Annotated in this window: 18 protein-coding genes; 16 read left to right on the top strand and 2 right to left on the bottom strand. The window is 60.7% G+C overall.

Features of this window, described 5'->3' with window-relative positions; genetic code table 11:
• Window positions 1-11 precede the first annotated feature (11 nt).
• A complete protein-coding gene (barA, locus tag J9892_RS16075; RefSeq protein WP_210538588.1) occupies window positions 12-2732 on the bottom strand; it encodes a two-component sensor histidine kinase BarA in 2721 nt (906 codons plus the stop codon).
• A 269-nt stretch (window positions 2733-3001) separates the two neighbouring features.
• On the opposite strand from barA, the gene rlmD reads away from it, so the two are divergent.
• From rlmD to rpoS, 14 genes are all read left to right on the top strand, one after another.
• Window positions 3002-4324, top strand: coding sequence for a 23S rRNA (uracil(1939)-C(5))-methyltransferase RlmD (gene rlmD / locus J9892_RS16070; RefSeq protein ID WP_128296061.1), 1323 nt, complete (start codon window positions 3002-3004; stop codon window positions 4322-4324).
• A 349-nt stretch (window positions 4325-4673) separates the two neighbouring features.
• Window positions 4674-6884 carry a GTP diphosphokinase gene (gene relA / locus J9892_RS16065; protein ID WP_010675631.1) on the top strand — a complete coding sequence of 737 codons (2211 nt, stop codon included), beginning with the start codon at window positions 4674-4676 and terminating at the stop codon, window positions 6882-6884.
• Window positions 6885-7055: 171 nt separating this feature from the next.
• Entirely contained in the window at window positions 7056-7853 is a 798-nt protein-coding gene (gene mazG, locus J9892_RS16060; RefSeq protein ID WP_161470272.1) for a nucleoside triphosphate pyrophosphohydrolase, read from the top strand.
• Between the two features lie 141 nt (window positions 7854-7994).
• On the top strand, window positions 7995-9632 hold the full coding sequence (pyrG, locus tag J9892_RS16055; RefSeq protein ID WP_039041042.1) for a glutamine hydrolyzing CTP synthase: 1638 nt from the start codon (window positions 7995-7997) through the stop codon (window positions 9630-9632).
• Between the two features lie 89 nt (window positions 9633-9721).
• The gene (gene eno / locus J9892_RS16050) at window positions 9722-11023 is read left to right on the top strand and encodes a phosphopyruvate hydratase (protein WP_043154803.1); all 1302 of its coding nucleotides are present in this window, start codon (window positions 9722-9724) and stop codon (window positions 11021-11023) included.
• 177 nt (window positions 11024-11200) lie between these two features.
• The gene (gene ftsB / locus J9892_RS16045) at window positions 11201-11518 is read left to right on the top strand and encodes a cell division protein FtsB (protein ID WP_010675628.1); all 318 of its coding nucleotides are present in this window, start codon (window positions 11201-11203) and stop codon (window positions 11516-11518) included.
• Window positions 11511-12242 carry a 2-C-methyl-D-erythritol 4-phosphate cytidylyltransferase gene (gene ispD / locus J9892_RS16040; RefSeq protein ID WP_048208397.1) on the top strand — a complete coding sequence of 244 codons (732 nt, stop codon included), beginning with the start codon at window positions 11511-11513 and terminating at the stop codon, window positions 12240-12242. Before ftsB ends, ispD begins: the two co-directional genes overlap by 8 nt.
• A 58-nt stretch (window positions 12243-12300) precedes the next feature.
• Entirely contained in the window at window positions 12301-12783 is a 483-nt protein-coding gene (ispF, locus tag J9892_RS16035) for a 2-C-methyl-D-erythritol 2,4-cyclodiphosphate synthase (RefSeq protein WP_143237093.1), read from the top strand.
• Window positions 12776-13834: a tRNA pseudouridine(13) synthase TruD gene (truD, locus tag J9892_RS16030; protein ID WP_182721883.1), complete on the top strand. Its 1059-nt coding sequence runs from the start codon at window positions 12776-12778 to the stop codon at window positions 13832-13834. Before ispF ends, truD begins: the two co-directional genes overlap by 8 nt.
• Window positions 13815-14576 carry a 5'/3'-nucleotidase SurE gene (gene surE, locus J9892_RS16025; RefSeq protein ID WP_041211067.1) on the top strand — a complete coding sequence of 254 codons (762 nt, stop codon included), beginning with the start codon at window positions 13815-13817 and terminating at the stop codon, window positions 14574-14576. The genes truD and surE overlap by 20 nt, the downstream gene beginning before the upstream one ends.
• Before the next feature lie 4 nt (window positions 14577-14580).
• Window positions 14581-15198 (top strand): protein-L-isoaspartate(D-aspartate) O-methyltransferase, encoded by a 618-nt coding sequence (locus J9892_RS16020; protein WP_010675623.1) that lies wholly within the window; start codon window positions 14581-14583, stop codon window positions 15196-15198.
• Window positions 15195-15776 carry a YqaA family protein gene (locus tag J9892_RS16015; RefSeq protein ID WP_010675622.1) on the top strand — a complete coding sequence of 194 codons (582 nt, stop codon included), beginning with the start codon at window positions 15195-15197 and terminating at the stop codon, window positions 15774-15776. Before J9892_RS16020 ends, J9892_RS16015 begins: the two co-directional genes overlap by 4 nt.
• Window positions 15777-15785: 9 nt before the next feature.
• Window positions 15786-16856: a LysM peptidoglycan-binding domain-containing protein gene (locus tag J9892_RS16010; protein WP_010675621.1), complete on the top strand. Its 1071-nt coding sequence runs from the start codon at window positions 15786-15788 to the stop codon at window positions 16854-16856.
• A 46-nt stretch (window positions 16857-16902) separates the two neighbouring features.
• A complete protein-coding gene (gene rpoS / locus J9892_RS16005; protein ID WP_010675620.1) occupies window positions 16903-17886 on the top strand; it encodes an RNA polymerase sigma factor RpoS in 984 nt (327 codons plus the stop codon).
• A gap of 73 nt (window positions 17887-17959) precedes the next feature.
• Here the strand turns inward: rpoS and tsaD are convergent, their stop codons facing one another.
• Window positions 17960-18973 (bottom strand): tRNA (adenosine(37)-N6)-threonylcarbamoyltransferase complex transferase subunit TsaD, encoded by a 1014-nt coding sequence (gene tsaD / locus J9892_RS16000; RefSeq protein WP_041213897.1) that lies wholly within the window; start codon window positions 18971-18973, stop codon window positions 17960-17962.
• Window positions 18974-19152: 179 nt separating this feature from the next.
• On the opposite strand from tsaD, the gene rpsU reads away from it, so the two are divergent.
• Both rpsU and J9892_RS15990 read left to right on the top strand, forming a co-directional pair.
• Window positions 19153-19368: a 30S ribosomal protein S21 gene (gene rpsU / locus J9892_RS15995; RefSeq protein WP_005309452.1), complete on the top strand. Its 216-nt coding sequence runs from the start codon at window positions 19153-19155 to the stop codon at window positions 19366-19368.
• A 15-nt stretch (window positions 19369-19383) separates the two neighbouring features.
• Window positions 19384-19827: a GatB/YqeY domain-containing protein gene (locus tag J9892_RS15990; protein ID WP_010675618.1), complete on the top strand. Its 444-nt coding sequence runs from the start codon at window positions 19384-19386 to the stop codon at window positions 19825-19827.
• The last annotated feature ends 11 nt before the right edge of the window (window positions 19828-19838 follow it).

Genomic DNA, 19838 nt, shown 5'->3' with positions numbered 1-19838 from the left:
GAAAAAGCGCCTCAGTCGGTCAGGGCCAGGTAGCGGGGGGCCTCCTGCCTCACCTGCTCCAGGGCATCCTGCAGCTCCAGCAATTCGGGTTCCAGATCGCTCACGGTGACCCCGTCGCGCAGCTGCTGCTCGAGCTGGGAGAGCAGGCGTTGCAGACCCGGCACCCCGGAGTAGGCGCAGCCACCGTTGAGGCGGTGGAGCTGGGCCAGCACGTCTGCATCGTCGGCACTCCCTTCCAGCGCCGCCGCCAGGATGGGCTCCACCTCGTCGAAGCTGGCCAGCAGCATGGTCAGCATCTCCCGGGCGAGGGCTGGCTTGCCGGCGGCCTGACGCACGGCGAGGGGCCAGTCTATCTGCTGATCCCCGTGATTCTGGTGCCGCCGGTGAGCGAAGTCGGTGATGAGCTGCGCCAGCATCCCCTCGTCGATGGGTTTGGCCAGGTAGTCGTCCATGCCCTGGCGAATGAGGCGCTCCCGCTCACCGGGAATGGCATGGGCGGTGACCGCGACGATGGGGGTCTCGGTGTTGAGGGAGTGGTGGCGGATCGCCTGGGTGGCGCTGATGCCGTCCATGATGGGCATCTGGATATCCATGAAGATGATGTCGAACGGCTGGCTCTGGGCCAGGTTGACCGCCTCCTTGCCGTTCTTGCACACCACCACCTCGGTCACCATCTCCTTGAGCATGGCGGCGATGAGCTTGAGGTTGGCGGCGTTGTCATCCACCGCAAGCACCTTGACAGCCTGCACGCTGCGCGGCGTCGGCGCGGGCAGGGGGGCACGGCGTACCGCCTCGGGGGAGAGCAGAGCGTGCAGCAACTTGCGATGGTTGATGGGCTTGGAGAGGCAGTGGACGGCGCCGTGGGCCAGCATGGCGTCGTAGAGGGCCGGCTCGTGGCTGCTGAGCAGCACTATGGTGTTCTGCTGGCCGTCCAGTCCGTCGAGACGGGCAATCACCTGCTGCGGGCTGTGCAGGGTGCTGCTGCCGATGAGCACCATGTCCTGGCTGCTCATCGGGGGCCACTCCTCGTCCACCGTCAGGGAGTGCACATCCAGGTGCCACTCTCCCAGCAGGGCAAGCAGGGAGGCGTGAGTGAAGGGATCCGGCTCCAGCAGCCAGACCCGCTTGCCCTGGATGCGATCCAGCGGAAGCCGCTCGCTCTGGGGCAGGGGCGAGACATCCAGATCCAGGTGGAACGAGAAGACCGACCCCTTGCCGAGTTCGGATTCGAAGCGGATCTGGCCCCCCATCTGCTGCACCAGCTTCTGGGTGATGACGAGCCCGAGCCCGGTGCCCCCATAGCGGCGGGAGATGGAGGAGTCTGCCTGGTTGAAGGCCTGGAACAACTGGCGCTGCTGCTCTTCCGAGATGCCGATGCCGGTATCGCGAATCAGCGCCCGCAGGCGCACCTTGTTGCCGTTCGATTCCCCGGTCTGCTCGACACGCACGTCCACGTTGCCGCGCTCGGTGAACTTGATGGCGTTGCCGGTGAGGTTGGTGAGCACCTGCTGCAGGCGCATGGGGTCGCCGGTGAGGTAGTCCGGCACGGCGGCATCCACCTGGAGGGAGAGTTCGAGCTGCTTGTCGTGGGCGCTCGGCCCCAGCAGGTGCATGGTCTCGTTGAGGGTGTCCCGCAGGCTGAAGGGGATGTGCTCGAGCTGCAGCTTGCCCGCCTCCAGCTTGGAGAAGTCGAGGATGTCGTTGATGATCCCAAGGAGGTTGCGTGCCGACTTCTCGATGGTCTGCATGTAGTCGGTCTGGCTCGGGGTCAGACTGGTCTTGAGCAGTTGGCGGGTGAAGCCGATGACCCCGTTGAGCGGGGTGCGCAGCTCGTGGGACATGTTGGCGAGAAACTCGGACTTGACCCTGGCCGCCTCCTGGGCGCGCTTCTTCGCCATGTCGAGCTCGACGTTCTGGATCTCGATCTGCTCGAGGGTCTCCCGCAGATCCGACGTCGCCTGATCGATGTTCTGCTGCATCTCCTCGTGATATTCGGAGAGCGCCTTGGCCATGGCGTTGATGCCGTTCTTGAGCATGTCCAGCTCGCCGGTGAGCTGGCCGCTGACCCGGGTATCGAGTCGCCCCTCCCTGATCCGGTGCACCGCCTGCACCATGTCGGTGATGGGCTGGGTCACGCTCTTGACCAGACGGAAGCCGAACAGGGCGCTGATGGCCAGCCCGATGAGCACGATGATGACCGCGAAGAAGGCGTCGCGGTACTGCAGGACGATGGCCCTGTCCGTGGCGAGCTGCATGGAGATGTAGCCGATGACCGGCGGCTCCAGATCGCTTGGCAGCGGGAAGCCGTCCAGGCTGGTCTCTGCCTGGATGGGGGTGCGCAGTATGATGTCATCGCCGTTGACGGAGACGCTGGTCAGGGCCGGGATGACGCTGCCGTCCGGCAGACGAAGCTGGCTGAAGTCCCTGTGGTAGTTGGACGTCACGAACAGCTGGTTCTCCTGGGTGAAGACGGCGATGGACTTGATGAAGGGCGAGTTTTTGCGATGGGTGAGCCCGATCAGCCGCTTGAGGGATTCGCGGCTGTGCTGTGTCATGCCGTATTCGCTGGCGATGGCCAGGGGCTCGATGATGTTGATGCCCTGATCGATGAGGTTGTTTTCCAGCTGCTGATAGCGGTGGAAGGTGAAATAGCCGGCGATGAGGCCGCCAATGATGAGGGTCGGCAAGATGGTGAAGGCCAGCACCCGGGCCCTGAGACCGTACTTGGTCATGCCGCCGACCCGCCTTTCGCAAGAGAAGCCATGATCCGGGGCGCATGCAGGCACTGGGGTCGGGCAGGCAATACAGTCATTGTCGCTGTACGGGGTCTCAGGCCGTATCCGGTCATATCAATGGGCCACTTTTGGTCAGAATGGACGATGGGGCGGATGCCGCGGCTGGGGCCCTCAGGCCGTATTTGGTCATACGATTATTCTTGTGGGACAATGGTCTGCCGCAGATTCCACAATCATGACATAGCCACCTATAGGCACCAAGTTTTATGGCCCAGTTTTTCAAGCCCCAAAAGAAATCCACCCAGCCCCAACGTATTGAATTTACGGTAGACAGTCTGGATCACCACTGTGTCGGCGTCGGCCGTCATCAGGGCAAGGCCATCTTCATCGAAGGGGCGCTGCCCGGCGAGGCCATCAAGGCCCGCATCATCGACGACAAGAAGCACTATGCCCACGCCGCCCTGCAACAGGTGGTGACCCCGGCGGCCAACCGGGTCGCCCCCTTCTGCGACCACTATCGCGAGTGTGGCGGTTGCAGTGCCCAGCACCTGGGAGAGGGAGATCAACTGGCGGCCAAGGAGGCGGGACTGGTCAGCCTGTTCGAGCGCCTTGGCAACATCCAGGCGCCTACGCTGGCACCTGCGCTGACGGGGGAGTCCCGCGCCTACCGCCGGGTCTGCCGTCTGGCCATCAAGTTTGACAAGAACGGTCGCTGTACCCGGGTGGGCTTTCGTCGTCGCCAGTCGAACGATCTGGTAGAGATTGCCGGCTGTCCTGTGCTGGCCGAGCCCCTCTCCGCCCTTATCGCCCCTCTGCGCGAATGCCTCAACCGGCTGAAGAGCCAGCGCGAACTGGGCCATGCGGAACTCATTCAGGGGGAGCAGGGCATTCTGATGCTGCTGCGCCACACCGGTCGCCCCACCGAGGCGGACCGGGCGCACTTGACTGAGTTTGCCACCGCCCAGGGGATAGACCTCTATCTGCAGGCGGCGGACGAGCAGATCGAACCTCTGCGTCAACAGTCTCAACCAAGTTACACGCTGGATGGCCTGTCTCTTGCATTCGCTCCCGGCGACTTCATCCAGGTCAACGGGCCCGTCAACCAGCGCATGGTGGAGCAGGCATTGAGCTGGCTCGACGCAGGCAAGGATGACAAGGTGCTGGACCTCTTCTGCGGCATCGGCAACTTCACCCTGCCGCTGGCCCGTCAGGCCCGCGAAGTGGTGGGGGTGGAAGGGGAGTTCGCCATGGTGACGCGTGCACAGGAGAATGCCCGCCGCAACGGTATCAACAACGCCCGCTTTTACAAGGCGGACTTGAGCGGCGACATCGTGGGCATGTCCTGGGCCCGGGAAGGGTTCGATCTGGTACTGCTGGATCCGGCCAGACCCGGGGCGCTGGAGGTGATGAGCCACGTGGCGGCACTTTCCCCCAAACGGGTGGTCTATGTTTCCTGTAACCCGGTCACCCTGGCCCGTGACAGTCAGGTGCTGGTGCAGGGGGGCTACAAGCTGACCCGTCTGGGGATGCTGGACATGTTCCCCCACACCGGTCATCTGGAGTCCATGGCGCTGTTCGAACGGGGCTGAGTCGAGGCGACCGCATTATTCTGGATGAATCAAGATGCGGTCGTGATGATTTTTCGATGTGCATGATGCTGCCAGAGTGAGGTAAAACAGGTGTTTTTCGCTGCCTTCAACGGGCAGGGCAGAATGCGGTTATCTTGGTTTTCCAGCGGCGGCAGCGCTGTTTGAGCGGGAGTGATTAGGGTAATCTAGGTCGTCGATAGTGGATCGGATGCGGGGAAGAGCCCTGTCACCTTGCGCGGTGACATGCCTTGAAAACTCTTTCATGCATCCCCATTTGAGGCAGTCATCAGTTGATGAGGGGATGAGGAGAGCATCGGCTTTCGACCCCACACTTTTAAGGATTGATACCATGGTTGCGGTGCGCGATATTCATTTGAAAGACAATTTCACTCTGGATGAGTGGGTCAGTTCCCTTACCCTGAGTGAAAGTGACAAGAATCAGTTGCGAACCGTCTACCAGTACTGCCTGACCCTGGGTGACGAAGCGCTCACCAACCGCCTGCTGGTGCGCGGGGTCGAGATGGTGGGCATCCTGCTGATGCTCAGCATGGATCTCGCCACCCTCAAGGCAGCCATTCTCTATCCCTTCGTCGAAGCCGGTCTCATCAGCCAGGAAAAGGTGAACGAGGACTTCGGCCCCAAGATCGCCAAGCTGGTGGAAGGGGTGCTGGAGATGGAGGCCATCCGCTCCCTGCAAACCCTTCACCGCAGCGAAACCTCGCCGGAGCAGGTGGACAACGTGCGCCGCATGCTGCTCGCCATGGTCGAGGACGTGCGCGCCGTGGTCATCAAGCTGGCGGAGCGCATCGCCTGCCTGCGTGAGGCGAAGAAAGCGGATGAGGAGACCCGGGTGCTGATGGCCCAGGAGATCACCAACATCTATGCTCCCCTTGCGAACCGCCTCGGTATCGGTCAGCTCAAGTGGGAGCTCGAGGATCTCGCCTTCCGCTACCTGCACCCGGATACCTACAAGCAGATCGCCAAGCAACTGGACGAGAAACGGCTCGACCGCGAGCGCTACATCCGCGAATTCGTGCAGTCCCTGCGCGATGCCCTGGCCGAGGCCGGCGTCGAGGCCGAGGTCTATGGCCGACCGAAACACATCTACAGCATCTGGCGCAAGATGCAGAAGAAGCACCTCGAATTCAACGAGCTGTTCGATGTGCGCGCGGTGCGGGTGATCACCAAGCGGCTGCAGGATTGCTACGCGGCGCTCGGTATCGTTCACACCCATTTCCACCATATTCCCCGCGAATTTGACGACTATGTCGCCAACCCCAAGCCCAATGGCTACCAGTCCATCCACACTGTGGTGGTGGGGGAGGAGGGCAAGACGGTGGAGATCCAGATCCGTACCGAGCAGATGCATCAGGATGCGGAGCTCGGTGTGGCTGCGCACTGGCGCTACAAGGAAGGGGCCCAGGCCGCTGCCAAGACCAGCACCTTCGAAGACAAGATCGAATGGCTGCGCAAACTCCTCGCCTGGCAGGAGGACCTCTCGGAGAGCGGCTCCTTGCTGGACGATCTGCGCAGTCAGGTGTTCGAGGACAGGGTTTATGTCTTCACTCCCAAGGGCGATGTCATCGACCTGCCGGCAGGGGCGACGCCGCTCGACTTCGCCTATCACGTGCACAGCATGATCGGTCACCGCTGCATCGGCACCAAGATCGACGGTCGTATCGTGCCCTTCACCTATACGCTGCAAACCGGCGACCAGGTGGAGGTGATCACCCAGAAGGAGCCGAACCCGAGCCGCGACTGGATGAACCCGAACGCCGGCTTCCTGCGCTCCAGCCGGGCGCGGGCCAAGGTGGCCACCTGGTTCAGAAAGCTGGACCGGGACAAGAACATCGCCGCCGGCAAGGAGCTGCTGGAGAAAGAGCTGGACAGACACAACCTCACCCTCTCCAAGGTGGACAAGGTGGTGCTGGAGCGCTTCCATGCGGAGGAGCTGGAAGATTTGCTGGCCGGTATCGGCAGCGGCGACATCCGCATCAACCAGCTGCTCAACTACCTCGACACCCGCTACAACAAGCCGACGGCGGAAGAAGAAGATCGCCGTCTGCTGGAGAAGCTGGAGCAGAAGGCCAATGTGCCCTTCCGCCCCAAACCCAAGGATCACATCGTGGTGGAAGGGGTGGGCAACCTGATGACTCACATCGCCCGCTGCTGCCAGCCCATCCCGGGGGACGCCATCCAGGGCTTCATCACCATGGGACGGGGGGTTTCCATCCACCGGGAGGATTGCGAGCAGCTCAAGGAGCTGTCGCGTCGCAACCCGGAGCGCCTGATCGATGCGGTCTGGGGGGAGAACTACTCCGGCGGTTACGGTCTCACCATCCGCATTCTCTCCAACGACAGATCCGGCCTGCTGCGCGACATCACCACCGTGCTCGCCAACGAGAAGATCAACGTGATGGGAGTGCGTTCGCGCTCCAACGTGCGCGAGCAGACCGCCGAAATAGACATGGAGCTGGAGATTTACAACATCAACGCCTTCAACCGGGCGTTGGCCAAGCTCAGTCAGCTCAACGACGTGATCAGCGCCAAGCGGCTGTAATGCTCAACCGACCGGCCCCAGTGGCCGGTCTGCATTTTCTCCCTCCTTGCAGAGCATTGAAGACGGATATCACGCGCCCCATCTCCGTCCGCCATGGCTCCACATCATGTGGAACAGTGGCGTGAGCGGATATTGATGAACCCCATTTACCGAATCGAAAGTGAGTTGCCCATGTCCCAACGCTACGACCTTCCCCAACTGCTCGACATCATGGCCAGATTGCGTGACCCGAACGGGGGCTGCCCCTGGGATCTCAAGCAGAGCTTCCAGACCATAGTGCCGCACACCCTGGAGGAGGCCTACGAGGTGGCGGATGCCATCGAGAGCGAAGATTGGCAAGGGCTGAAGGGGGAACTCGGTGATCTGCTGTTCCAGGTCGTGTTCTATGCCCAGCTCGGCAAGGAGCAGGGATTGTTCGATTTTGCCGACATCGTCGATACCGTGAGCGAGAAGCTCATTCGCCGCCACCCCCATGTCTTCTCCGATGCCGACCTCGGTGACGAGCAGGCGGTCAAAGCGAACTGGGAGGCGGAAAAGGCCAAAGAGCGGGCCGCGCTCGACAAGGAGAGCGTGCTGGACGATATCCCCCTCTCCCTGCCTGCCCTGACCCGTGCCGCCAAGATCCAGAAGCGCTGCGCCACCGTCGGTTTCGACTGGAAGACCCTGGGGCCCGTGGTGGACAAGATCCACGAGGAGATCGAGGAGGTGATGGAAGAGGCGCTGATGGTCGACGTGGACGAGGCTCGGGTGAGCGACGAGCTCGGCGATCTGTTGTTTGCCACCGTCAACCTGGTGCGCCATCTGGGCAAGGATCCCGAGCAGGTGCTGCGGGCTGCCAACACCAAGTTTGAGCGTCGTTTTCGTCAGGTTGAACACTTTATTGCCGCAGAAGGTCTGAAAATGACGGATTGCTCCCTGGAGAAGCTGGACGAGGCCTGGAACAAGGCCAAGGAAACCGAGCAAAGTTGATTTGGCGCAAGACGGGGCGGCGGGGAGCCTGATAGATTTTTGTTCATTGTTTGGGAGTGGGGGTTTTGGTATACTGTTTCCCCGTCCTGCTTCATCCCCGAAGCACCCCTTAAAATTCCCTAAACTTCTTTCAGGTTCAGCATGACGACCAAATATATTTTTGTGACTGGTGGCGTTGTTTCATCCCTCGGCAAAGGTATTGCCGCAGCTTCTCTGGCAGCCATTCTGGAAGCCCGTGGTCTGGATGTGACCATCATGAAACTGGACCCGTACATCAACGTGGATCCGGGCACCATGAGCCCGACCCAGCATGGTGAAGTGTTCGTAACCGAGGACGGGGCCGAAACCGATCTGGATTTGGGTCACTACGAGCGTTTCATCCGCACCAAGATGACCCGCCGCAACAACTTCACCACCGGCCGCATCTATGCAGACGTGCTGCGCAAGGAGCGTCGTGGTGACTATCTGGGCGCCACCATCCAGGTGATCCCGCACATCACCAACGCCATCAAGGAGCGGGTGATTGCCGGTGCCGAAGGTCATCAGGTTGCCATCGTCGAAGTGGGCGGTACCGTGGGCGACATCGAGTCCCTGCCGTTCCTTGAAGCCATTCGTCAGCTGGCGGCCATCGTGGGTCGCAACAATGCCATGTTCATGCACCTGACCCTGGTTCCTTACCTGGCCGCCGCCGGCGAGGTGAAGACCAAGCCGACCCAGCACTCCGTGAAGGAGCTGCTCTCCATCGGTATCCAGCCTGATGTGCTGATCTGCCGCTCCGACCGCGCCATTCCGGCCAACGAGCGTGCCAAGATCGCCCTGTTCTGCAACGTGCCCGAGCGCGCCGTCATCTCCATGAAGGATGTCGACTCCATCTACAAGATCCCGGCGCTGCTGAAATCCCAGGGTCTGGACGGCTACATCACCGAGCGCTTCGGCATCGAGTGCAAAGAAGCCGACCTGGCCGAGTGGGAACAGGTCATCTATGAAGAGGCCAACCCGACTGCCGAAGTCACCATCGGCATGGTGGGCAAGTATGTCTCCCTGCCGGATGCCTACAAGTCCGTCAACGAAGCGCTCAAGCACGGTGGCCTGAAGACCCGTCTCTCCGTCAACATCAAGTACATCGACTCCCAGGACATCGAGACCCGTGGCGCCGAGCTGCTGGAAGGTCTGGATGCGATCCTGGTACCGGGTGGCTTCGGCGAGCGCGGTGTGGAAGGCAAGATCCTGGCCGCCAAATATGCCCGCGAGAACAAGATCCCGTACCTCGGTATCTGCCTGGGCATGCAGGTTGCCTTGATCGAATACGCCCGCAACGTGGCGGGCATGGAAGGGGCTCACTCCTCCGAGTTCAAGAAAGACAGCCCTTACCCCGTGGTCGGTCTCATCACCGAGTGGGTGGATGACGAAGGCAACGTCGAGACCCGGACCGAGAAGTCCGATCTGGGCGGTACCATGCGTCTGGGCTCCCAGCTCTGCCACCTGGTGGAAGACTCCAAGGTGCGTCAGATGTACGGCAGCCCGACCATTTACGAGCGCCACCGTCACCGTTATGAAGTGAACAACAAGCTGCTGCCGCAGATTGAAGCGGCAGGTCTGAAGGTGACCGGTCTCTCCGCCGACAAGAAGCTGGTGGAAATCATCGAGATCCCGGATCACCCCTGGTTCGTGGCCGCGCAGTTCCACCCGGAGTTCACCTCGACTCCCCGTGATGGCCACGCCCTGTTCGCCGGTTTTGTGAAGGCGGCGGGCGAGTATCAGAAGCGTAATTTGAAGTAATTGAAAATAAATGCGGTTGGGGCTCTGTGCCACAGCCGCTTTTTTTGGCATATTTTTGTTGTTTTTTTACGAAACCTGAGGAAATACACATGTCCAAGATCGTTAAAGTGATCGGTCGTGAAATCATCGACTCCCGTGGTAACCCGACCGTTGAGGCCGAAGTTCACCTGGAAGGTGGTTTTGTTGGTATGGCAGCCGCTCCGTCTGGCGCGTCCACCGGTTCCCGCGAAGCGCTGGAACTGCGTGACGGCGACAAGAGCCGTTTCCTGGGTAAAGGCGTGCTGAAAGCCATCGAAGCTGTCAACGGCCCGATCGCTCAGGCTCTGCTGGGTAAAGATGCCAAGGACCAGGCCACTGTCGACCAGATCATGATCGACCTCGACGGTACCGAGAACAAATCCAAGTTCGGCGCCAACGCCATCCTGGCTGTTTCCCTGGCCAACGCCAAAGCTGCCGCTGCTGCCAAAGGCATGCCGCTGTACGCCCACATCGCCGAGCTGAATGGCACCCCGGGTGTCTACTCCATGCCGCTGCCCATGATGAACATCATCAACGGTGGTGAGCACGCCGACAACAACGTCGACATCCAGGAGTTCATGATCCAGCCGGTTGGCGCCAAGACCCTGAAAGAAGCCGTTCGCATGGGCGCAGAAGTGTTCCACAACCTGGCCAAAGTGCTGAAGTCCAAGGGCTACAACACTGCCGTCGGTGACGAAGGTGGTTTCGCTCCGAACCTGAAATCCAACGCCGAAGCGCTGGAAGTGATCGCTGAAGCCGTTGCCGCTGCCGGTTACAAACTGGGCACCGACATCACCCTGGCCATGGACTGCGCTGCGTCCGAGTTCTACGACGCAGAGAAGAAAGAGTACAACCTGAAGGGCGAAGGTCGTATCTTCACCTCCAACGGTTTCTCCGACTTCCTGGCTGACCTGACCACCAAGTTCCCGATCGTCTCCATCGAAGATGGCCTGGACGAATCCGACTGGGAAGGCTTCGCCTACCAGACCGCCGAACTGGGCAAGAAAATCCAGATCGTGGGTGACGACCTGTTCGTAACCAACACCAAGATCCTGAAGCGCGGTATCGACAACGGCATCGCCAACTCCATCCTGATCAAGTTCAACCAGATCGGTTCCCTGACCGAAACTCTGGCTGCCATCAAGATGGCCAAAGACGCTGGCTACACTGCCGTCATCTCCCACCGCTCCGGTGAGACCGAAGATGCGACCATCGCCGACCTGGCTGTGGGTACCGCTGCTGGCCAGATCAAGACCGGCTCCATGAGCCGTTCTGACCGTGTTGCCAAGTACAACCAGCTGATCCGTATCGAAGAAGCCCTGGGTGCCAAGGCTCCGTTCCGTGGTCTGAAAGAAGTGAAGAACCAGGCTTAATTTTCGCCTGCGTTCATGCTTCACAAAGCCCCGCCATCTGGCGGGGCTTTTTCGTTCTGCGCTTATGGGCGTGTGCGAACTGCATTTTTTATTCCGACCAACCCATCCGGCACACAGGCTTTCTTTTGTCTTGCCTGCGAATATGGGAAACTAGGCCGCTTGAAGGAGACTCAGTGCATGCGGCTACTCACTCTTATCCTGCTCCTCCTGTTGGGAGGGCTGCAATATGACCTCTGGCTGGGGAAAAACGGCCTCTCCGACTATCGGGAACTCTCCACCGCCATCGAGCGGCAGCAACAGGACAACCTGGTACTCAAGGACCGCAACAGCCTGATTTACCGGGAAATCGACGATCTTACCTCTGGCCTTGAGGCCATCGAGGAGTTGTCGCGCAACGATCTTGGCTACATCAAGCAGGGCGAGACCTTCTACCGAATCATTCCCAAAGAAAAGGATCAGGTGACGGAGCCTGATGGTGCCCCCTACGATGACTGATAGCCTGAGCGGCCTGACCGCCATCGTCCCGGCTGCCGGTATTGGCAGTCGCATGGGGGCCAGTTGCCCCAAGCAGTACCTGTCCCTGGCAGGGAAATGCATTCTGGAGCACACCCTGGAGCGTCTGCTCTCCCATCCCGCCATCGCCCGTGTGATCGTGGCGCTGGCGCCCCACGACCGCTGGTTTGAGACCTTGACCGTGGCCACCGATCCGCGGGTGCTGCGAGTGGAAGGGGGAAGCGAGCGCGCCTTCTCCGTGCTCAATGCGTTGCACGTGGCAGAAGGGGAGTGGGCACTGGTGCATGACGCCGCCCGGCCCTGTCTGACCCACGAGGATCTCGATGCGCTCATTGCTGCCGCCATGGCCTCTGGCGGTGCCATCCTCGGCAGCCGGGTGCGCGATACCATGAAGCGCACCGATGCGGCCGGCAATATCCTCGCCACCGTGGATCGCGAGCAGCTCTGGCATGCCCTGACGCCCCAGATGTTTTTGGTCCGCCCCCTCAAGCGGGCGCTGGAGGAGGGGCTGGCGCTCGGCGCTGCCATCACCGATGAAGCCTCCGCCATGGAACGCGCCGGTTTCCCCGTGCGCATGGTGGAAGGGCGGGCCGACAACATCAAGGTGACCCGGCCGGAAGATCTCTCCCTGGCCGGGCTCTATTTACAGCAACAACGTGCGTGCCGGTCGGCACGACCCGATTCATCCCCAGAGGAGCAGGCATGATCCGCACCGGACATGGTTTTGATGAGACAGATTTCCGTGTATTGAGGAGGGCGCAGGCATGATGCGGATCGGACATGGTTTTGATGTTCACAAGTTTGGCGGGGTCGGTCCCTGCATGCTGGGCGGGGTGGCGGTGCCCTATGAACAGGGCCTGCTGGCCCACTCCGATGGTGACGTGGTGCTGCATGCGGTGAGCGATGCCCTGCTGGGGGCCATCGGCGCTGGCGACATCGGCCGCCACTTCCCCGATACCGCCGCCGAATTCAAGGGCATCGACAGCCGCATCCTGCTGCGGGATGTCTTTGCCCGCGTGCAGCTCGCAGGTTATGCCATCGGCAACCTGGATGTGACCATCATCGCCCAGGCCCCCAAGATGGCCCCCCATATCGACGCCATGTGCGCCGTGCTGGCCGCGGATCTGCAATGTGATTTGAACCGGGTGAACGTCAAGGCGACCACTACCGAACAACTCGGATTCACGGGGCGCAAGGAAGGGATCGCCACCGAAGCCGTCGTCTTGCTGGTGAACAATGATGCTTGAACAACTTGCCTATCTGCACGGGACGCCCACTGCTCGCGGCATCCTCAAGGCCGAGGCCGCCGACTTCGTGGTCAATGAAGATCTCGGGTTCGAACCTTGCGGCGAGGGTGAACACATCTTCGTCCGGGTACGCAAAACCGGCGAGAATACTGCCTGGGTGGCTGGCCTGCTGGCCGATGCGGCCGGGGTTGCCCGCAATGCAGTGACCTGGGCTGGTCTGAAAGATCGCCATGCGGTGACCGAACAGTGGTTCGGCATCCATCTGCCGGGCAAGGGCGAGCCGGATCTCTCGGTCATCGAGAACGACAACATCCGGATCCTTGAGGTGAAGCGCCACAACAAGAAGCTGCGGGTCGGCTATCTCAAGGGCAACCACTTCACCCTGCGTCTCACCGGGCTGGAGCAGGCCGACGGGCTGGAATCCCGTTTGCAGGCGATAGCAACCCAGGGGGTGCCCAACTACTACGGCGAGCAGCGTTTCGGCCGAGGTGGCAACAACCTGGAGGCCGCCAAGGCGATGTTCGCCGGCAAACGGATCAAGGATCGCAACAAGCGCTCCCTCTATCTGTCCGCCGCCCGCAGCATGCTGTTCAATACCATCGTCAGCGCCCGCATCGAGCAGGGACTGGCCCATCAGCTGCTGGCCGGGGACTGCGTGATGCTCAAGGGCAGCCACTCCATCTTCAGCGAAGAGAGCGTGACTCCCGAGCTGGAGGCACGCCTTGCCTCCGGAGACGTGCAGCTGACCGCTCCCCAGTGGGGCCGTGGCCGTCTGGCGAGCCAGGGCGCTGCTGCCGAGTTCGAGCAAGAAGTGCTGGCTCCTTATGGTGACTGGTGCGAAGGACTGGAGAAAGCCGGGCTGGATCAGGACAGGCGCCCGCTGCTGCTCAAGCCGGAGCAGATGAGCTGGCAACGGGAGGACGAGGTGCTGACCCTGTCGTTCTTCCTGCCTGCCGGCGCCTTTGCCACCAGCGTGGTACGAGAGTTAATGCAGGCCGAAGAGGCCGATCACGGTTTCAGGAACTCAACCGATGCGAATTCTGGTCAGTAATGACGATGGGGTACACGCCGAGGGCATTCGCGCCCTCAGCGAGGCGTTGCGTGCCTGTGGCGAGGTCGTGGTGGTGGCACCGGATCGCAACCGCAGCGGTGCCAGCCACTCCCTGACGCTGGAAGTACCGCTGCGGGTCACCCGCCTCGATGCGTCCAGTTTTCACGGCATCAAGAGTTATGCGGTCAAGGGGACGCCGACCGACTGCGTTCATCTGGCGGTCAACGAACTGCTGCGCCCTGAGCCCGACATGGTGGTGGCCGGTATCAATCACGGGGCCAACCTGGGGGATGACGTCATCTACTCGGGGACGGTGGCTGCCGCGACGGAAGGGCGTCATCTGGGTTTCCCCTCCATCGCCGTATCGCTGGTGGGCAAGACTCATTTCGCCAGTGCGGCCCACTACGCCGCCCAGCTGGTGCGGGGGCTGATGGTGCATCCGTTGCCTGCGGATCAGATCCTCAACGTGAATGTGCCGGATCTGCCGCTCGAGCAGATCAAGGGGATCAGGGTGACGCGTCTTGGCAATCGCCACCGGGCGGAGTCGGTGATCCGCACCGAGGATCCCCGTGGTCAGCCCGTTTACTGGATTGGGCCCCCCGGCAACCAGCAGGATGCGGGAGAGGGAACGGACTTTGCCGCCATCGAGCAGGGTTATGTCTCCATCACTCCCCTGACCATCGACATGACGGCCTACGGCAGTCTGTCGACCCTGGGCGCGTGGCTGGATCTGCAGGGATGACGTTGTGATAGTACAGCGCCTGTTGAATCAACTGATTGCCCAGGATGTCCGCGATTTCCGCGTATTGGCGGCGATTGCGAAGGTGCCGCGCCAGCTGTTCGTGGATGAGGCCATGGCCCACAAGGCCTGGGACAATACGGCCCTGCCCATCGGCCATGGGCAGACCATCTCCCAGCCTTACATCGTGGCGCGCATGACCGAGCTGCTGATCCAGAACGATCCGGCCCATGTGCTGGAGATCGGGACGGGATCGGGCTACCAGACGGCGGTACTGGCCCACCTGGTGGAGCATGTCTACACCATGGAGCGGATCAAGTCGCTGCAGTTTCAGGCCCGGCGCAGATTGCGCCAGCTCGATCTGCACAATGTGTCGGCCAAGCACGGCAATGGGTGGCTAGGTTGGCCCAACAAGGGCCCTTTCGACGCCATTCTGGTGACGGCGGCGGCCAGTGAGGTCCCCAAGGCCCTGACCGATCAGCTGGCTGATGGTGGTCGTCTGGTGTTGCCGGTGGGTGATGGCCAGCAGACCCTGCAGCTCATCGAGCGATCGGGCTCCCAGCTCACCAGCCGGATCCTGGAGCCGGTACGTTTCGTTCCCCTGATTGACGGAGATGTCGAGTGAAGTTGTTTTCCCGCCTTTATGTTCTGGTGATGCAGTGGGCACGCCACAAGTATGCCCCCTGGTATCTGGCCATCACCGCCTTTATTGAATCCATCTTCTGGCCCATCCCGGTGGATGTGATGCTGGCGCCCATGGCGCTCGGCAAACCTCATCGCGCCTGGCACTATGCCGCGCTGGCCACTCTCTTTTCGGTGCTGGGCGCCCTGTTTGGTTATCTGCTCGGCTATGCCCTGTGGGAGCCAGTGGTGCAGCCGCTGGTGACCTCGGTTGGCTATGAGGACAAGATTGCCCTGGCCGAGCAGTGGTTCGCGCAGTGGGGCATCTGGGTTATTTTTATTGCCAGCTTCACGCCGATCCCCTACAAGGTGTTTACCGTCACGGCTGGCTTGCTTCACATGGCACTGTTGCCTTTCATCCTGACCTCGCTGATCGGTCGTGGCATGCGCTTCTTCCTGGTTGCAGGTCTGATGCGCTGGGGCGGCGAGAAGATGGAGCGCAAGCTGATGCACTATGTGGATGTGCTGGGCTGGCTCTGTATTGGTTTGGCCGTTGCGGCCTATTTCTGGTTTAGTCGTTAAGGATCCACTATGTGTTCGCGTGTTTGGCAAGGTAGCGGTGTCGTCGTGTTGTCATGGCTGCTGCTTGCCTGTTCCTCCAGCAAGACTGCGGCTCCGGTGCACAGCCTGGGCAATGATCAGGTCGCTTCGACCATCCCCGTGCGTCAAGGTATGACCAAGCCCGGCATTGCAGGCAACGGGTACACCGTGGTCAAAGGAGACACTCTCTACTCCATTGCATTTCGTTCTGGCATGGATGTGGCTTCGCTTATCAGCATCAATGGCATCACTCCCCCCTATAACATTTATCCCGGCCAGCAGCTCAGGCTCGATGGCGCTTCCGCCCCCATGGCGGTGGCAACCGTCGGCAGCCCTGTCAGTCGTGGCAGCGTGACGGGGTCTGGCAGTTACGAGGTGCGCCGTGGCGATACCTTGAGCAGCATCGGTCGCCAGTTCGGTCTCTCCAACCAGGCCTTGGCCCAGCGCAACAACCTTCAGGCTCCTTATGCATTGCACGTGGGTCAGGTGCTCAATGTGGGGGGCGCGGGTTCCTCGGGTGGTCAGATGGTGGCAGCAACCACACCGGTTGTGACCAGCACGGGGCCCAAACCCCTGGCCACGGCTCCGGCAGGTACGACCACACCATTTATTGCTCAGAAAACGATTGCTCCTGCCTCGTCAACAGCATACGCTCAGGCGAAAGAACAAAAAACCGTCAGTTCCTCGTCAACACTCTCCTGGCATTGGCCGACCAAAGGGCGGATCGTTGAAGGCTTCTCCGTTGCGGAACAAGGCAACAAGGGCATCGACATTTCCGGCCAGAAGGGCCAACCCATTTACGCTGCGAGCAGCGGCAAAGTGGTCTATGCGGGCAGTGCACTGCGAGGTTATGGCAAGCTGATAATTCTCAAGCACAACGATGACTACCTCTCCGCCTACGCTCACAACGATGAGTTGAGGGTCAAGGAGGGAGACACCGTGAAGGGCGGAGCGGTTATCGCCAATATGGGTAGCACGGATGCGCCGGATGTGCGCTTGCACTTTGAAATCCGGTACAAAGGCAAGTCGATCAACCCGATGGGCTATTTGCCAAAGCGTTAACTCAGAGAGCTGAGTCTTACTCTGGTGTAGGTCAGGGAGAGATATCATGAGCCAAGAACAACTGGTAATGCAGGATGCAGAGTTAGAGTTCGACGAGGAGCTGGAGGTTCAGGAGGAAGAAGAGGTTCAGGAAGTGGCGGCCGAAGCCGAAGAAACCATTTCCGATGAACTGATGGCGCCCGAGCTGAACAAGGTAATGGACGCCACCCAGCTCTATCTGGGGGAGATAGGCTTCTCCCCCTTGCTCACAGCTGAAGAGGAAGTCTATTACGCCCGCCGTGCCCTGCGTGGCGACAAAGCGGCGCGCAAGCGCATGATCGAATCCAACCTGCGCCTGGTGGTCAAGATTGCCCGGCGCTACAACAACCGCGGCCTGGTGCTGCTGGATCTCATCGAAGAGGGCAACCTCGGCCTTATCCGCGCCGTCGAGAAGTTCGACCCCGAGCGAGGCTTCCGTTTCTCTACCTATGCCACCTGGTGGATCCGCCAGACCATAGAGCGGGCCATCATGAACCAGACCCGCACCATTCGTCTGCCCATCCATGTGGTCAAGGAGCTGAACGTCTATCTGCGCACTGCGCGCGAGCTTTCTCATCGTCTCGACCATGAGCCGACCGCCGAGGATATCGCCTCTGCACTGGATCGCTCTGTGGACGATGTGAATCGCATGCTCAAGCTCAACGAGAAGATCACCTCGGTGGATACTCCCATTGGTGGCGATCGCGACAAGGCGTTGCTGGATGTGCTTTCCGACGAGCGCGGCATGGGGCCCGAGCTGGAGTCCCAGGAAGATGACATGCGCAGCAGCATAGTGCACTGGCTGGAGGAGCTGAATCCCAAGCAGCGCGAAGTGCTGGCCCGCCGTTTCGGTCTGCTCGGCTATGAACCGGCCACCCTGGAAGACGTGGGCGCCGAGATTGGTTTGACCCGCGAGCGGGTGCGCCAGATCCAGGTGGAAGGGTTGCGCCGTCTGCGGGAAATCCTGCTGGGGCAGGGGCTCTCCATTGAGGCGCTGTTCCGCACCAATTAAACGGGTATGAATACCGTCATCAAGATGAAAAAGGGGCCGCAGGCCCCTTTCTTTTTGTCGTGGATCGTCAGGATCACACCGGATCCAGAGTGTCCAGCGGCCAGCGCGGCACGGCCTTGACGACGAGGGGTTCGAAGACTCCCGCCTTCAGGCGTTGCATGCCGGCATAAGCGATCATGGCGCCGTTGTCGGTGCAGTATTCGGTGCGCGGGTAGAAGACTTCACCTTTGAGGCTCTCCATCAGCTCGGCCAGCTGGGCGCGCAGATGACGGTTGGCGCTGACGCCGCCTGCCACGACCAGACGATTGAGACCGGTCTCTTTCAGGGCACGGCGGCACTTGATGGCCAGGGTGTCGACCACCGCATCCTCAAACGCCCGGGCGATGTCGGCACGGGTCTGCTCGTCGTCGCCATTGGCTGCTATGGTATTGGCGGCAAAGGTCTTGAGGCCGGAGAAGCTCATGTCGAGCCCGGGACGGTCGGTCATGGGACGCGGGAAGGTAAAGCGTCCAGTGGTGCCCTTTTCTGCCAGCCGGGAGAGCAGCGGACCACCGGGGTAGTCCAGACCCATCAGCTTGGCGGTCTTGTCGAACGCCTCACCGGCGGCATCGTCGATCGATTCGCCCAGCAGCTGATAGCTGCCGATACCGTCGACCCGGACCAGCATGGAGTGGCCGCCGGAAACCAAGAGCGCCACGAAGGGGAACTCGGGGGCCTTCTCTTCCAGCATGGGGGCCAGCAGGTGGCCTTCCATGTGGTGTACGGCGATGGCCGGCTTGTCCCATGCCATGGCCAACGAGCGGCCTATGGTCGCCCCCACCAGGATGGCACCAACCAGACCTGGCCCCGCGGTATAGGCGATGCCATCGATGTCATCCTTGCCAAGTCCAGCCTCTTTCAAGGCGGCCTGGATCAAGGGGATCGTCTTGCGTACATGGTCCCGGCTGGCGAGCTCGGGAACGACGCCGCCGTAGTCCGCATGCAGCTTGACCTGGCTGTACAACTGGTGGGAAAGGATCCCTTTTTGATCATCGAAGATCGCGATCCCGGTTTCGTCACAGGATGTCTCTATGCCCAATACACGCATTGCTAAAAAATTTCACTGCTAAAATGAGACGGCTATGGTAACCTTCGCGGGTTTTTTAAACCAGAGCGATCTCTGCGGGTTTACTTTCATTCCCTGTCCAGAGTATAATTTCGCACCATTTTAAGACATGCTGATCGATTGAAGGTCAGCTAACAATTTATCACTGAGGTGAAAGGCACATGCCAGTAATCAAAGTCCGTGAAAATGAGCCGTTTGACGTTGCTCTGCGTCGCTTCAAGCGTTCTTGCGAAAAGGCCGGTATCCTGTCCGAAGTTCGTAGCCGTGAGTTCTACGAGAAGCCGACTACCATTCGCAAGCGCGCCAAAGCGTCCGCTGTCAAGCGTCACGCCAAGAAGCTGTCCCGCGAAAACGCACGTCGTATCCGCCTGTACTAATCAAGGGATCATGCCGTGTCTCTGAAGGATCAACTCAAGGATCAGCAAAAGCTCGCCATGCTTGCCAAAGACAAGCCTCGGTTGGGTGCTATCCGCTTGTTGATGGCAGAAATCAAGCAGCGTGAAGTCGATACCCGTGTCGAGCTCAATGATGAAGAGATCCTCGCTGTCGTGACCAAAATGGTCAAACAGCGTCGCGATTCCATCAGCCAGTTTGAAGCTGCCGGTCGCCAGGATCTCGCCGACAAAGAGTCCGCCGAGATCGTTGTGCTGCAGGAGTTCCTGCCACAACAGCTGACCGCAGACGAAATTGCCGCCCTGATCGAGCAAGCCATCACTGAAAGTGGTGCTGCCGTCATGGCTGACATGGGTAAAGTCATGGCTGTCTTGAAGCCAAAAATTCAGGGGCGTGCCGATGTCGGCGCCGTCAGTGCTCAGGTGAAAACCCGCTTGGCGTAACAGGCAACTCT

It is taken from the genome of Aeromonas sp. Prich7-2 (genome assembly GCF_017939255.1).
Taxonomy (GTDB): Bacteria; Pseudomonadota; Gammaproteobacteria; order Enterobacterales; family Aeromonadaceae; genus Aeromonas; species Aeromonas caviae.
This window is presented reverse-complemented; position numbering and strand designations above follow the sequence as displayed.